This window comes from Kitasatospora sp. MAA4, from assembly GCF_029893355.1.
Classification (GTDB): Bacteria; Actinomycetota; Actinomycetes; order Streptomycetales; family Streptomycetaceae; genus Kitasatospora.
Genome location: NZ_JARZAI010000054.1, coordinates 1 through 13577, shown reverse-complemented (window position 1 = coordinate 13577; position 13577 = coordinate 1). Strand labels below are relative to the sequence as shown.

Annotated in this window: 11 protein-coding genes and 5 tRNA genes; 12 read left to right on the top strand and 4 right to left on the bottom strand. The window is 70.8% G+C overall.

The window, feature by feature from the left end; all coding sequences use genetic code 11:
* Positions 1 to 47: 47 nt before the first annotated feature.
* The 3 genes from P3T37_RS36695 to P3T37_RS36685 form a co-directional block, all read right to left on the bottom strand.
* The gene (locus P3T37_RS36695) at positions 48 to 473 is read right to left on the bottom strand and encodes a DUF742 domain-containing protein (protein WP_035797806.1); all 426 of its coding nucleotides are present in this window, start codon (positions 471 to 473) and stop codon (positions 48 to 50) included.
* A gap of 101 nt (positions 474 to 574) precedes the next feature.
* Positions 575 to 988, bottom strand: a complete 414-nt coding sequence (locus P3T37_RS36690) for a roadblock/LC7 domain-containing protein (protein WP_035797804.1) — start codon at positions 986 to 988, stop codon at positions 575 to 577.
* Positions 989 to 998: 10 nt separating this feature from the next.
* Entirely contained in the window at positions 999 to 5006 is a 4008-nt protein-coding gene (locus tag P3T37_RS36685; RefSeq protein ID WP_280728308.1) for a nitrate- and nitrite sensing domain-containing protein, read from the bottom strand.
* A gap of 585 nt (positions 5007 to 5591) precedes the next feature.
* On the opposite strand from P3T37_RS36685, the gene P3T37_RS36680 reads away from it, so the two are divergent.
* The 8 genes from P3T37_RS36680 (at position 5592) to P3T37_RS36645 (ending at position 8978) form a co-directional block, all read left to right on the top strand.
* On the top strand, positions 5592 to 5810 hold the full coding sequence (locus tag P3T37_RS36680) for a hypothetical protein (protein WP_280728307.1): 219 nt from the start codon (positions 5592 to 5594) through the stop codon (positions 5808 to 5810).
* 115 nt (positions 5811 to 5925) lie between these two features.
* Complete coding sequence (locus P3T37_RS36675; protein ID WP_280728306.1) at positions 5926 to 6726, top strand: fumarylacetoacetate hydrolase family protein; 801 nt, start codon at positions 5926 to 5928, stop codon at positions 6724 to 6726.
* Complete coding sequence (gene gltX, locus P3T37_RS36670; protein ID WP_280728305.1) at positions 6719 to 8224, top strand: glutamate--tRNA ligase; 1506 nt, start codon at positions 6719 to 6721, stop codon at positions 8222 to 8224. Before P3T37_RS36675 ends, gltX begins: the two co-directional genes overlap by 8 nt.
* Before the next feature lie 204 nt (positions 8225 to 8428).
* Positions 8429 to 8500, top strand: a tRNA-Gln gene (locus tag P3T37_RS36665).
* Between the two features lie 22 nt (positions 8501 to 8522).
* Positions 8523 to 8595 (top strand) — tRNA-Glu (locus P3T37_RS36660).
* A 28-nt stretch (positions 8596 to 8623) separates the two neighbouring features.
* Positions 8624 to 8699 (top strand) — tRNA-Glu (locus P3T37_RS36655).
* Between the two features lie 85 nt (positions 8700 to 8784).
* Positions 8785 to 8857 (top strand) — tRNA-Glu (locus P3T37_RS36650).
* 46 nt (positions 8858 to 8903) lie between these two features.
* A tRNA-Gln gene (locus tag P3T37_RS36645) sits at positions 8904 to 8978 on the top strand.
* 125 nt (positions 8979 to 9103) lie between these two features.
* On the opposite strand, the gene ndgR is transcribed toward P3T37_RS36645, so the two are convergent.
* Positions 9104 to 9817 (bottom strand): IclR family transcriptional regulator NdgR, encoded by a 714-nt coding sequence (gene ndgR, locus P3T37_RS36640; protein ID WP_104818425.1) that lies wholly within the window; start codon positions 9815 to 9817, stop codon positions 9104 to 9106.
* Between the two features lie 238 nt (positions 9818 to 10055).
* Between ndgR and leuC the strand changes: the two genes are divergently transcribed.
* The 4 genes from leuC to P3T37_RS36620 all read left to right on the top strand — a co-directional run bounded on the left by leuC (position 10056) and on the right by P3T37_RS36620 (position 13399).
* Positions 10056 to 11477 (top strand): 3-isopropylmalate dehydratase large subunit, encoded by a 1422-nt coding sequence (gene leuC / locus P3T37_RS36635; protein WP_280728304.1) that lies wholly within the window; start codon positions 10056 to 10058, stop codon positions 11475 to 11477.
* A 6-nt stretch (positions 11478 to 11483) separates the two neighbouring features.
* On the top strand, positions 11484 to 12080 hold the full coding sequence (leuD, locus tag P3T37_RS36630; RefSeq protein ID WP_280728303.1) for a 3-isopropylmalate dehydratase small subunit: 597 nt from the start codon (positions 11484 to 11486) through the stop codon (positions 12078 to 12080).
* 307 nt (positions 12081 to 12387) lie between these two features.
* Entirely contained in the window at positions 12388 to 12576 is a 189-nt protein-coding gene (locus tag P3T37_RS36625; RefSeq protein WP_051967100.1) for a hypothetical protein, read from the top strand.
* 133 nt (positions 12577 to 12709) lie between these two features.
* Positions 12710 to 13399 carry an HU family DNA-binding protein gene (locus P3T37_RS36620; protein ID WP_280728302.1) on the top strand — a complete coding sequence of 230 codons (690 nt, stop codon included), beginning with the start codon at positions 12710 to 12712 and terminating at the stop codon, positions 13397 to 13399.
* The last annotated feature ends 178 nt before the right edge of the window (positions 13400 to 13577 follow it).

Genomic DNA, 13577 nt, shown 5'->3' with positions numbered 1-13577 from the left:
CGACGACGATCTTCGCGGAGGTGGTGGCACGCGTGGCGGCCGCGGGGCTAGAGCTTGCGAAGTCCACTGAGGACCCTTTCGAGCAGCGTGACGTCCGGCGTTCCGCCCGACTCGCCGGCGGCGGCGGGCTGGTGGATGGCGACGAGGCCGGCTTCGGCGAGGTCGGCCACGAGGATCCGGGCCACCCCCAGCGGCACTCCGGCCAGCGCCGAGATCTCGGCGACCGACTTGACCTCGCGGCACAGCTGGACGATCCGCTGGTGCTCGGGCAGCAGGCCGCCGGTCCGGTCGGCGGTCGCGGTGGTCGAGATCAGCGCCTCGATCGCGAGCTGGTAGCGCGGGCGGGTGCGGCCACCGGTCATCGCGTACGGGCGGACCAGCGGCTGCTGCTCGTAGCCGCCGTTGTCCTGGTCGCCGTAGCCGGAGCCGTACCCGTTGCCGTAGGAACCGGCCGGTGTCGGGGGCGGGGTCATCTAGTCCTCCTAGCACTGCGGCTGAGCCTGCGTCAGCTCTGGGGGTAGGTCGTCGCCGGGCCTGGCACGGGATCAGGCCCGACGGGTGATGGTGGTCCCTGTCAGTGCAGGAGGCTGCCTTGGAGTTCAGCGCGCAGCGCGGGGGTGAGGACGGCTCCGGCGCGGTCGACGAGCAGGGCCATCTCGTAGCCGACCAGGCCGATGTCCGAGTCCGGGGAGGAGAGGACGGCCAGCGAGGAGCCGTCCGAGACCGCCATCAGGAAGAGGAAGCCGCGCTCCATCTCCACGACGGTCTGGTTGACGTCGCCGCCCTCGAAGATCCGGCTGGCGCCGGAGGTGAGGGAGGTGAGGCCGGAGGCGACGGCGGCGAGCTGGTCGGCGCGGTCGCGGGGGAACCCCTCCGACATGGCGAGCAGGAGACCGTCGGCGGAGACCACCACCGTGTGCGACACCCCGGGGGTGTTGTCCACGAAATTGGTGATCAGCCAGTTCAGATTGCTGGCTGCCTGACTCATCTGACTCAACTCAACGCTCCTGGTTGTCTGTGCCGAAGCCGTTGCCGCCGAGGCTTCCGTTGCCGAAGCCACCGTCCGGTGACTGCGCACGGTAGTCGCCCTGGCCGTCATTGGCACTGCCGGGGGCCGAACCGTCGAACTGCTGGGGGGTGATCGGGATGCCCTGGGTCGCCTCGGCGCCCGCCCGGCGGCCCTGCTGGATGCCGCGGCGCAGGTTGGTGAGCCGGCCGCGGACCTCCTCGGGGGCGCGCGAGACCTGCGGGCCGGTCAGCGGCGCCGCCTCGGCGGTGCCGGAGACCAGGTTGGCCTGCGGGGTCCGCCGGGGCAGGCCCGACATGGTGACCCCGCTGGAGGTGGGCTCGCGCAGCTGCTCGGCCCGGCGCCAGCGCTCGTCGTTGGCGGACGGACGCCACGGGGCGTCCGGCTGGCCGGCGTCGAGCGGCTGAGCCTGCTGGGCCTGCTGGGACTGCTGCTGGGCCTGCTGGTGCTGGGCGTGCAGGCGGGCCTGCTCCTGCGCCTGCTCCGGGGTGAAGCCGGGGGCACTGGTCCCGGGCCGCTGCGGCTGGTACGACCGGGGCCGCTCCTGCTGCTGACCGGGCTGCTGGCCGCCGTCCGGCTCTGGTGCGTTGACCTGGACGGACGCCATCCGGCTGGCGCCGCCGGTGCGGAACCACTGGGTGTCGTCCGCCGCGCCACCGCCCTGGGGCGCGCCGTGCTCGGCCTGCTGCGGGCGCTGCGGCAGAGCCATCTGCTGCTGCTGCCCGTACTGCTGAGGTGCCTGCTGCGGAGCCTGGAACTGCTGCTGCGGCTGCTGGGGAGCCTGCGGCCGGGCGGCCGGGCTGGCCACGCTCGGCAGCACGGGCTCGACCAGGCCGAGGCCCAGCGGGTCGCGCGGGTCGATCTCACTGGCCTCGAAGCGCGGCCGGGCGAACTGCACGGTGCTCTCCACCGGCGGGACCGGCGGCGCAACCTGCGGGGCCTGCTGAGCGGCCTGGGGCACGGTCTGGGGGGCGCCCTGCGGCGCGCCCTGGCCGATGACCGGCTGCTGCATGGTGTCCGGGCCCTGCGAGCCGGGGCCCTGCGAGCCGGGGCCCTGGGGCTGCTGCTGACGGGGCATCGGCGCACCCTGGCCCGGGCGGCCCTGCGGCCGGCCCTGACCCTGCGGCTGGCCCTGCGGACGTCCCTGACCCTGCGCGGGACCCTGGCCGGGACCGGGGCCCTGAGCGGGGCGGCGGCCCTGCGGCTGCTGGTTGCGCTCGAACGGGTTGCGTGGCTGGCGCTGCGGCAGCTCGTCGGGGCGGGCGCCCGGCTGGGCACCGGGGCCCTGCGGGCGGCCGTCCTGCTCGGGCCGACCGTGCTGGAGCTGCTCGCCGCGGGCGTCGGGGCGTCCGCCGGGCAGTTCGGCGCCCGGGCGGGGGCGTTCCTGGCCGGGGCGCGGACCCTGCGGAGCGGACCGGGGGCCCTGCTCCTGCGGGCCGCGGCGCGGCAGGCCGGGACCACCGGCCGGCGCACCGGGGCGCTCGGCCCCGCGGCGCGGCGGCTGGCCGGGCGGCGTCTCGCGCAGCGACTGGCCGACCGCACGGGTCGGCAGGCCGCCACTGGGGGAGCCCTGCGCCGGTCCACCCTGCGCCGGTCCACCCTGACCAGGGCGCGGACCCTGCGGGCCCGGGCCCTGCTGACCGGGCGCACCCGGTCCCTGCGGACCCTGCGGGAGCTGCGGGCGTCCACCCGGCGCGGTCGGACCGGCGCCGCCGGGGCCCTGCCCGAGGGCGGGGGCGGGGCGTCCGCCCGGCATCTCGCCACCGGGCGCGAGCGGCCGCTGCTGGCGCGGCGTCGGGCCGACCCCGCGCTGCTGCTTGCCGGCCGCGCCGGCGGTCGGGCGCGGTGCGCGGCGGTCGCCGGAGTTGGTGACGTCCACCGGGAGCATGACCAGCGCGGTGGTGCCGCCGGAGTCGCTGGGGCGCAGCTGGATTCGGATGCCGTGTCGCAGGGACAGGCGGCCGACCACGAAGAGGCCCATTCGGCGCGAGACCGAGACGTCGACGGTGGGCGGGCTGGCGAGGCGCTCGTTGATGTCCGCGAGGTCGTCGGGGCTGAGGCCGATGCCGGTGTCGTGGATCTCGACCAGGACCCGGCCGTCGGGCAGGGCGTGGCCGGTGACCCGCACGCGGGTCTGCGGGCTGGAGAACGAGGTGGCGTTCTCCAGCAGCTCGGCGAGCAGGTGGACGAGGTCGTTGACGACCCGGCCGGCGACCTCGGCGGAGGGGACGGCGGCGAGTTCGATGCGCTCGTACTGCTCCACCTCGGAGGCGGCGGCGCGCAGCACGTCGACCAGCGGGACGGGACGGGTCCAGCGGCGGCCCGGGTCCTCGCCTGCCAGGACGAGGAGGTTCTCGCCGTTGCGGCGCATGCGGGTCGCGAGGTGGTCGAGCTTGAAGAGGCTGGCGAGCTGGTCGGGGTCGGCCTCGCGGCTCTCCAGCTCGGATATCAGCGACAGCTGACGCTGGATCAGGCCCTGGCTGCGGCGCGAGAGGTTGGTGAACATCGCGTTGATGTTGCCTCGCAGCAGCGCCTGCTCGGCGGCCAGTCGGACCGCCTCGCGGTGCACCATGTCGAAGGCGTGCGCCACATGGCCGATCTCGTCGGCGGAGTCGACGCCGACCGGGTCGACGGTGACGTCGACGTCGTGCGGGTCGCTCTCGGAGAGCGTCTTGACCAGCTCCGGCAGCCGCCGCTCGGCGACGTCCTCGGCGGCGGTCTGCAGCTTGGTCAGCGAGCGCACCATCGAGCGGGCCACCAGCGCGGCGCCGAGGACGGCGACGAGCAGCACCAGCGCGATCAGCACGCCGGTGAGGATGGTCTCGGTGTCGGCGGCCGACTGGAGCGACTGCGCCTTGCCCTTGAGCTCCTCGAGCAGCTGGCTCTCGATCGCCCGCTCGTTGTCGATCAGCGTGCTGGACTGCTCGTACCAGTCGAGGTAGGTGCGCGGGTCGGCCGACTGGATGCCGTTGGCCTGCATCACCTGCTGGGCGTAGCGGTTGGACGCGGCGATCTCGGAGTTGTAGCTCAGCCGGGTCCGCAGCTTCTGGGCGGCGGTGTTGCCGTAGATGTCGTTGAAGTTGGTGACCGCGTTGTCGTACGAGGTCTGCAGGCGGATACCGAAGCTCTGGTCCGACTGGCTCATGCTGGCGCCGCCCTGGCGGGCCAGCGCGGCGCTGATCAGCGCGCGCGTCATCGAGCTGCTCTCCTTCTCCAGGGAGAACTGCTGGAGCGCGCGGGTGGACTTGACCAGGTCGGGGTTGGCCGAGGCGAGCGCGATGTCCTGGCTGATCGACAGCAGGTCCTTGATCATCGTGTCGTAACTGGTGATCGTCGACTCGATGTTGTCGGGCTGCGAGTAGGCGGTGGAGCGGACGTTCGACAGCAGCATCATGTCCTTGCGGACCTGCATGAGCAGCGAGTTGCCGCCGGAGAGGTCGATGCCGTCGAAGCTGTCGGCGCGCGCGTTGTACGCCTTGTTGAGGTCGTCGGTCTGCTTGCGCGCCGCGTCGACCCCGTCGTTCGGCTTGCCGTTGGCGGTGATCGGGCCGGCGCTGATGTCGCGCTCGGTCTCCAGCGCGTCGGCCAGCGCGGTGGCACGGGTCGCCAGGTCGCTCAGGTTGGCCATCTGGGCGAGCTGGCTGGAGTTCTGCATCGAGGTCTGCACGCGCAGGCCACCGAGGACGATGGCGACCACCACGGGGAGCAGCAGCAGCGCGATCAGTCGGGTCCGGATGCGCCAGTTGCGCAGCCGGATGCGGCCCAGGCCGGTGGCGCGACGGCGAGTGAGCGAGCCGCGCAGCTTGGCCCGGCTGAGCCGGCCGGCGCTCTCCTCGGCGTCCGAGTCAGCTTCTGGGGCACCGTTGATCAGCTGGTCGCCCGGCACGGCGTCCGGCGCCGGCTGGTCGGGGCTGGTGAGGGGTTCGTGCGACTCCGGGTGACCCGCGGCGCCGCTACCCCTTTTGAAACGTCCCTGCACTGGCGTCGCAACCTCTGGACCGGGCGCCCCTCCGCGTTGCCGAGGACGGGGCGGTGTCGAGTTTCCTATCTGCAAACCCGGCTGATCCGGGAATGCACACGAGCCGCCGTGGGTAGGTCCTTTGCACTGCGGGTGGTCCGGCGTGCGGTCGATGGATCGCAGTTCGCAGCGGGTCGCAGTGCCAAGGAGGGTTCACCTCCGGCGGTTCGTGGCATTCCAGCACAGCGGGGGAACTCCAACAAGGGGCGGGGTGGGCCTCGGTGGGGGCTACCGAGTGCGCGCGGCGCCTCACGGACGGTGGGTCAAAAGCGGTGGATACCGCTCTTATCGGACACTTGGTGCTCCGATGTCCGAGCGCTGCCGCCTCGACGAGTACCCGATATGCCGGATACTGCCCGATTGTCGGAATTTCCTTCTTGGGTGAAATATCCGCCATGTCAGGCTTGTTCGCAGTTTTGTGAGCAAAGTCACAGGCGAATGTGTAGCTTTGGTCACGGTGACTGTGGAAAGAGATCTCTACCCTGGCTCGGTGTAGTTCCACAGTTCGCCCCACGTTGGGGCGGCCCCAACCAGAGGTGTGTAGCAATGTCCCTGAAGTCGCCCCAGTCGGCCCCCAAGTCGACGCTCGGCTCCCGTCCCACGGCGAACCCGCGCCGGACGACCCTGGCTTCGGTCGAGGACTTCAGCAAGCTGCCGGGCGCCCGCGCCTCGCAGGAGCCGGTCGAGTACGCGACCGAGCTGCCGACCAGCACCGCCAACCCGCGCCGCACCATCCTGATGACGGTCCCCGAGCAGCGGGCCTGATCTTCCGCATCCTCCGTACGTGCCGAGGGCGCCGCCAAGGAATGGCGGCGCCCTCCGGCGTTCCCTGGCGATAGCCTGGGGCTGAATCTCCGCAGCACCGAAAGGTTGCCAACCCGTGCGTATTGCCAGGTTTTCTGTCCGGGAAGGAAGCCCTGCCGCCGGCAGCGTTTCCTTCGGCGTGGTCGAGGGCGACAGCTCGCAACCGGAGTCGCTGGTGGTGCACGCCCTGACCGGCCACCCCTTCGGTCCGCCCCAGCTGAGCGGCGAGAGCTACCGGATGCAGGACATCCGGCTGCTGACCCCGATGCTGCCCAACAAGATCGTCGCGGTCGGCCGCAACTACGCGGCGCACGCGGCCGAGCTGGGCAACCAGGTGCCGGACGTGCCGCTCACCTTCTTCAAGCCCTCCACGTCGGTGATCGGCCCCACCGAGGCGATCGCCTACCCGCCGTTCTCCTCGGACGTCCAGCACGAGGCGGAACTGGCCGTGGTGATCGGCCGGATGTGCCGTGAGGTCCCGCTGGAGCGGGTGCCCGAGGTGATCTTCGGCTACACCTGCGCCAACGACGTGACCGCTCGCGACGTCCAGCAGCGCGAGGGCCAGTGGGCCCGGGCCAAGGGCTTCGACACCGCCTGCCCGCTCGGGCCGTGGATCGAGACCGAGCTCGACCCGTCCGACCTGGCAATCACCTGCACGGTCAACGGCGAACTGCGGCAGGCCGGCCGGACCTCGCAGATGGTCCGCGGCATCGCCGAGCTGATCGTGCACATCTCGGAGGCGATGACGCTGCTCCCGGGCGACGTCATCCTCACCGGCACCCCCGCGGGTGTCGGAGCGCTCAACGTCGGCGACGAGGTCGCCGTCTCCATCGAAGGCATCGGCACTCTCGCCAATAAGGTGATCAAGCGTGGCTAACACCGAGCTGGACCCCACGGTCCGGGTCCGCTTCTGTCCGTCCCCGACCGGGAACCCGCACGTCGGCCTGGTCCGCACGGCGCTCTTCAACTGGGCCTTCGCCCGCCACCACGGCGGCAAGCTGGTCTTCCGGATCGAGGACACCGACGCGGCCCGCGACTCCGAGGACTCCTACCACCAGCTGCTCGGCGCGATGCGCTGGCTCGGCTTCGACTGGGACGAGGGCCCCGAGGTCGGCGGCCCGCACGAGCCCTACCGGCAGTCCCAGCGGATGGACATCTACGCCGACGTCGCCCGCCGCCTCAAGGAGGCCGGCCACGCCTACGAGTGCTTCTGCAGCACCGAGGAGCTGGACGCCCGCCGCGACGCCGCCCGCGCGGCCGGCCGCCCGTCCGGCTACGACGGCCAGTGCCGCACGCTGACCGAGGAGCAGAAGGCCGCCTACCGGGCCGAGGGCCGTCAGCCGATCCTGCGCTTCAAGATGCCCGACTCGACCATCGTCTTCGACGACCTGGTCCGCGGCACGCTCAGCTTCGAGCCCAAGGACGTGCCGGACTACGGCATCGTCCGGGCCAACGGCGCCCCGCTCTACACCCTGGTCAACCCGGTGGACGACGCCCTGATGGGCATCACCCACGTGCTGCGCGGCGAGGACCTGCTCTCCTCGACCCCGCGCCAGATCGCGCTCTACGCGGCGCTGGCCGAGATCGGCGTCGGCACCGGTGCCACCCCGAAGTTCGGGCACCTGCCGTACGTGATGGGCGAGGGCAACAAGAAGCTGTCCAAGCGCGACCCGCAGGCCAGCCTCAACCTCTACCGCGAGCGCGGCTTCCTGCCCGAGGGCCTGCTCAACTACCTGGCGCTGCTGGGCTGGTCGCTCTCCGAGGACAACGACCACTTCTCCATGGACGAGCTGGTCGCCGCCTTCGACATCTCGAAGGTGAACGCCAACCCGGCCCGCTTCGACCTGAAGAAGTGCGAGGCGATCAACGCCCGCCACCTGCGCGAGCTGGCGCCGGACGAGTTCGTCCGCCGGCTGGTCCCCTACCTCCAGGCCCCGGGCCTGCTGCCGGCCGAGCCGACGGCGGATCAGCTGGAGCTGCTGGCCAAGGCCGCCCCGCTGACCCAGGAGCGGATGGTCGTGCTGGGTGAGATCGTCGAGATGGCCGGCTTCCTGTTCGTCGACCCGGCCGACTTCTCGGTCGACCCGGACGACGCGGCCAAGGCGCTCACCCAGGACGCCCTGCCGGTCCTGGAGGCCAGCGTCAAGGCGCTGGCTGAGCTGGCGGACTTCACCCCCGAGCCGATCCAGGCCGCGCTGCGCGAGGCTCTGGTGGACGGCCTGGGGATCAAGCCCAAGTTCGCCTTCACCCCGCTGCGGGTGGCCGTGACCGGTCGGCGGATCTCCCCGCCGCTCTTCGAGTCGATGGAACTGCTGGGCCGCGCCGAGACGTTGCGCCGTCTCACGCTGGCTCTGGACACGCTCCGCAGCAGCTGACCCGGTGTCCGGCCTGGTCGCGGCACACCTGCCGTGACCAGGCCGACGGCCTGCCTGCGGTTATCGATTTTGGAGCGGGGGCAGGCGTCGGGTAATGTTCTTTCTGCGCCGCCCAGTAGGGCAAGGGCGAGGGACCAGAAACCTCACCAAGATCCACAAATGGCGCGAGCATCGAGCAGGGCCTCGCAAGGGGTTGTGTTTTGATGGGGTATGGTGTAATTGGCAGCACGAGTGATTCTGGTTCATTTAGTCTAGGTTCGAGTCCTGGTACCCCAGCGCAGTACATGTTTTATGGCAAGCCCCCGTTGTGTAGCGGCCTAGCACGCTGCCCTCTCACGGCAGTAGCGCCGGTTCGAATCCGGTCGGGGGTACGCAGTTCGAGTAATTGCATATGGTTGAGCCCCCGTTGTGTAGCGGCCTAGCACGCTGCCCTCTCACGGCAGTAGCGCCGGTTCGAATCCGGTCGGGGGTACCAGATCCTTCATCAGTCACCATCCGGTGCTGCCTCCCCCGACGGGGGTGGCCAGGCCTGGAGGTGGCGAAGCTGGATCACCAGGTTTGCCCCCGTTGTGTAGCGGCCTAGCACGCTGCCCTCTCACGGCAGTAGCGCCGGTTCGAATCCGGTCGGGGGTACGAGCAGGTAGGCCGGTGGGTTCGCCCCTCCGGCCGAGTGCTTTGTTGGGGTATGGTGTAATTGGCAGCACGAGTGATTCTGGTTCATTTAGTCTAGGTTCGAGTCCTGGTACCCCAGCCAGTGAAGTGCCCCCGGTCATCCGGGGGTTTTTTTATTGCCCGGCATCAGCGCGATAAACGCGTCGGCCCGCCCCCGGAAAAGGGGGCGGGCCGACGCGTTTTCTGCCAGCGTGATTTCGGGTGTTCTCAGCCGCGGCGCAGCGCTTCGGTGAGGCGGTTGGCGGCTTCGATGATGGCCTGGGCGTGCATCCGGCCCGGGTGGCGGGTCAGGCGCTCGATGGGGCCGGAGACGGAGACGGCGGCCACCACGCGGTTGGAGGGGCCGCGGACGGGCGCGGAGACGGACGCGACGCCCGGCTCCCGCTCGCCGATCGACTGGGCCCAGCCGCGGCGCCTGACGCCGCTCAGCGCGGTGGCGGTGAAGCGGGCGCCCTGGAGGCCGCGGTGGAGCCGTTCGGGCTCCTCCCAGGCGAGCAGGACCTGGGCGGCGGAGCCGGCCTTCATCGGCAGGGTGCTGCCGACCGGGACGGTGTCGCGCAGGCCGGAGAGACGCTCGGCGGCGGCGACGCAGATACGCATCTCGCCCTGCCGGCGGTAGAGCTGTGCGCTCTCGCCGGTGACGTCGCGCAGGTGGGTCAGGACCGGGCCCGCGGTGGCGAGCAACCGGTCCTCGCCCGCCGCGGCGGAGAGTTCGGAGAGTCGGGGGCCGAGGATGAAACGGCCCTGCATGTCCCTGGTGACCAGGCGGTGGTGTTCGAGTGCGACGGCGAGACGGTGGGCTGTGGGCCGCGCCAGACCGGTGGCGGCGACCAGCCCCGCCAACGTGGCGGGGCCCGACTCCAGTGCGCTGAGCACCAGAGCGGCCTTGTCGAGAACGCCGACGCCGCTAGAGTTGTCCATACCCCGATACTGCAGTCTCAATCTGCGAGACGCAAGTTCAATCTTCCGGGAAAAGCGCCACTCTGGATGGAGCAGCCCGGGAGACACCCCCGGCGCAGGCCTCGTGGAGACACCCGGCCGGCGCGGGGATACCGATCCGGCGTGCGGGTCGCCGAACGCGAGCCCCGTCAAGGGCGCTACGGAAAGTGACCTCGACTACACGAGACGGCCGGCAGAGCGGCCGGCTGGAGGGAATGCGATGGGACGGACACTCGCAGAGAAGGTCTGGGACGACCACGTCGTCCGGCGCGCCGAGGGCGAGCCCGACCTGCTCTACATCGATCTGCACCTGCTGCACGAGGTGACCAGCCCGCAGGCGTTCGACGGCCTCCGGCTGGCCGGGCGCACGGTTCGCCGGACCGATCTGACGATCGCCACCGAGGACCACAACACACCCACCCTCGACATCGACAAGCCCATCGCGGACCCCGTCTCCAAGGTGCAGTTGGAGACGCTGCGCCGCAACGCGGCCGAGTTCGGCGTGCGGATCCACTCGCTGGGCGACGTCGAGCAGGGCGTCGTCCACGTGGTGGGCCCCCAGCTGGGACTGACCCAGCCCGGCACCACCGTGGTCTGTGGCGACTCTCACACCTCGACCCACGGCGCTTTCGGCGCACTGGCGTTCGGCATCGGCACCAGCCAGGTCGAGCACGTGCTGGCCACCCAGACGCTGCCGCTGGCGCCGTTCAGGACCATGGCGATCACGGTCGAGGGCGAGCTGCCCGAGGGCGTCACCGCCAAGGACCTGATCCTGGCGATCATCACCAGGATCGGTACCGGCGGCGGCCAGGGCTATGTCCTGGAGTACCGCGGTTCGGCGATCCGCGGCCTCTCCATGGAGGCCCGGATGACCATCTGCAACATGTCCATCGAGGCGGGTGCCCGGGCCGGCATGATCGCTCCGGACCAGACCACCTTCGACTACCTCAAGGGCCGTCCGCACGCCCCGCAGGGCGCCGACTGGGACGCCGCGGTGGCGTACTGGGAGACCCTGGTCACCGACCAGGACGCGGTGTTCGACGCCGAGGTCGTCATCGACGCCGACGAGCTGACCCCGTTCGTCACCTGGGGTACCAACCCCGGTCAGGGCGCCCCGCTCGGCGCCAGCGTGCCGGACCCGGCCTCCTTCGAGGACCCGTCCGAGCGGGTGGCCGCCGAGAACGCGCTGAAGTACATGGGCCTGGAGGCCGGTACGCCGCTGCGCGAGGTCAAGGTCGACGCGGTCTTCGTCGGCTCCTGCACCAACGGCCGGATCGAGGACCTGCGGGCCGCCGCAGCCGTCCTGGACGGCCGCAGGGTCGCCGACGGCGTACGGATGCTGGTCGTCCCCGGTTCCGTCCGGGTGGCGCTGCAGGCCGTCGAGGAGGGCCTGGACAAGGTCTTCACCGCGGCCGGCGCCGAATGGCGGCACGCGGGCTGCTCGATGTGCCTGGGCATGAACCCGGACCAGTTGGCCCCGGGCGAGCGCTGCGCCTCCACCTCGAACCGCAACTTCGAGGGACGCCAGGGCAAGGGCGGCCGCACCCACCTGGTTTCTCCTCAGGTCGCCGCGGCCACCGCGGTGCTGGGCCGACTGGCCGCTCCCGTCGATCTGTCGTCCAACGTCGCTGTGGAGGTCTGACGCGTCATGGAGAAGTTCACCACGCACACCGGTCGGGCCGTTCCGCTGCGCCGCAGCAACGTCGACACCGACCAGATCATCCCCGCGCACTGGTTGAAGAAGGTGACCCGTTCGGGCTTCGAGGGCGGGCTGTTCGAGGCTTGGCGCAAGGACCCGGAGTTCATTCTCAACCAGCCCGAGCGGGGCGGCGCCAGCGTCCTGGTGGCGGGCCCGGAGTTCGGTACCGGCTCGTCTCGCGAGCACGCCGTCTGGGCGCTGCAGAACTACGGTTTCCAGGCCGTGATCTCCTCGCGCTTCGCCGACATCTTCCGCGGCAACTCGCTGAAGAACGGCCTGCTCACCGTGGTGTTGCCGCAGGAGACCGTGGAGCGGATCTGGGCGCTGACCGAGGCCGATCCGACCGCCGAGGTCACCGTTGACCTGGAGGCTCGCGAGGTGCGTGCCGAGGGTATTGCGGCTTCCTTCGAGTTGGATGAGAACGTCCGTTGGAGGCTGCTCAACGGCCTGGACGACATCAGCATCACACTGCAGAACGCTGATGACATCACGGCGTTCGAACAGACCCGGCCGAGCTTCAAGCCGCGTACGCTGCCGGTGCTCTGAGCACTCGCTTTCTGACGTCGTGCCGGATGGCCCGTCTCCCCGTCGGGGGGGCGGGCCATCGTCGTTGAGGGGGGTCGGTTTGGCCCTCAGGTGTGCCGGGGATAAACCCCGGCGCGTCGCAACTCCGGACGGATGGCACAATCAGAGCATGCACCGGCACCATGAACCTCCGTACGCGGGCAGCGATCCCGCGTCATCGGAGTTCGTGACCCCGGAGGTCGAGAGTCGAATTGACGATCGGCCGGACGTCGACACCTCAGCCGATGAGGGACCGGACGACCCGGAAGTCGCAGCGCTCTACGCGCTAGTGGCAGAGCGGTTGAAGCAGGCTCACGCCCGCGTGTACTCGCTGCATGCGTCTGATGACGCAAAGACCGCTCTCACCCGGCAGCTGTTGATCGTCACCGAGACCGCCAAGCGCGATCTCCCGGAGGCGGCGCGGCGGTTGAGTCGCTTTGTGCAGGACCTCGACGAGGGGCGCCCGCCCGTCCACTGAGGTCGCAGACGCGCAAATCCATTGCGACACTAGGGTGATTCGCGCGTTTGGTAATTGAAAGTCCGCAAATAGATGCCTAACGTGCGAATTGAACGGATGGAATCATCCGGCGCCCGTTTCTGAAGGGGAAGACGTGAACAAGGCTCAGCTTGTCGAAGCGGTGGCCGAGCAGCTGGGTGGTCGCAAGGCTGCCGCAGAGGCCGTCGACGCAGTGCTCGACACCATGGTGCGTGCCGTTGTGGCCGGTGACCGGGTGTCGGTCACCGGCTTCGGCACCTTCGAGAAGGTGGAGCGCTCCGCGCGCTTCGCCCGTAACCCGCAGACCGGCGAGAAGGTCAAGGTCAAGAAGACCTCCGTGCCGCGCTTCCGCCCCGGTCAGGGCTTCAAGGACCTGGTCAGCGGCAGCAAGAAGCTGCCCAAGGACGGTCCCTCGGTCAAGAAGGCCCCCAAGGGCTCGCTGACCCCGGGCAAGAGCGGCACCACCGCCGCCGTGAAGCGCGCCGCCACCAAGCGCGTCGCCTCCGCCGCTGCCGCCGAGGCGGCTGCTCCGGTCAAGAAGACCGCGGCGAAGAAGACCACCGCGACCGCGGCGAAGAAGGCTGCCGTCGCCAAGAAGGCGACCCCGGTCAAGAAGACCGCCACGGCGGCCAAGAAGACCACCACCGCCGCCGCCAGCAAGACCACGGCGGCCAAGAAGACCACCGCCACGGCCAAGAAGGCCACGGCGACGGTCGCCAAGAAGGCTGCCGCGGTGAAGAAGACCGCGCCGGCCAAGAAGACCGCCACGCGCAAGACCACGGCGCGCAAGACGGCCGCGAAGTAACGCGAAGTACCAGGGAACAGGCAGCAGTCTGTTCCACGGCGGTCCGCCAGGACCGCGCACAGCCGCGGCGGGGGGGGGGGGCGGCCCCCGCGGGGGGGGGCCCCCCGCCGGGGGGGGGGGGGGGGGGGGGGGGGGCGTACGCGGGCGCCGGGGGCGGGGGCGGGGGGCGGCCGGGCCG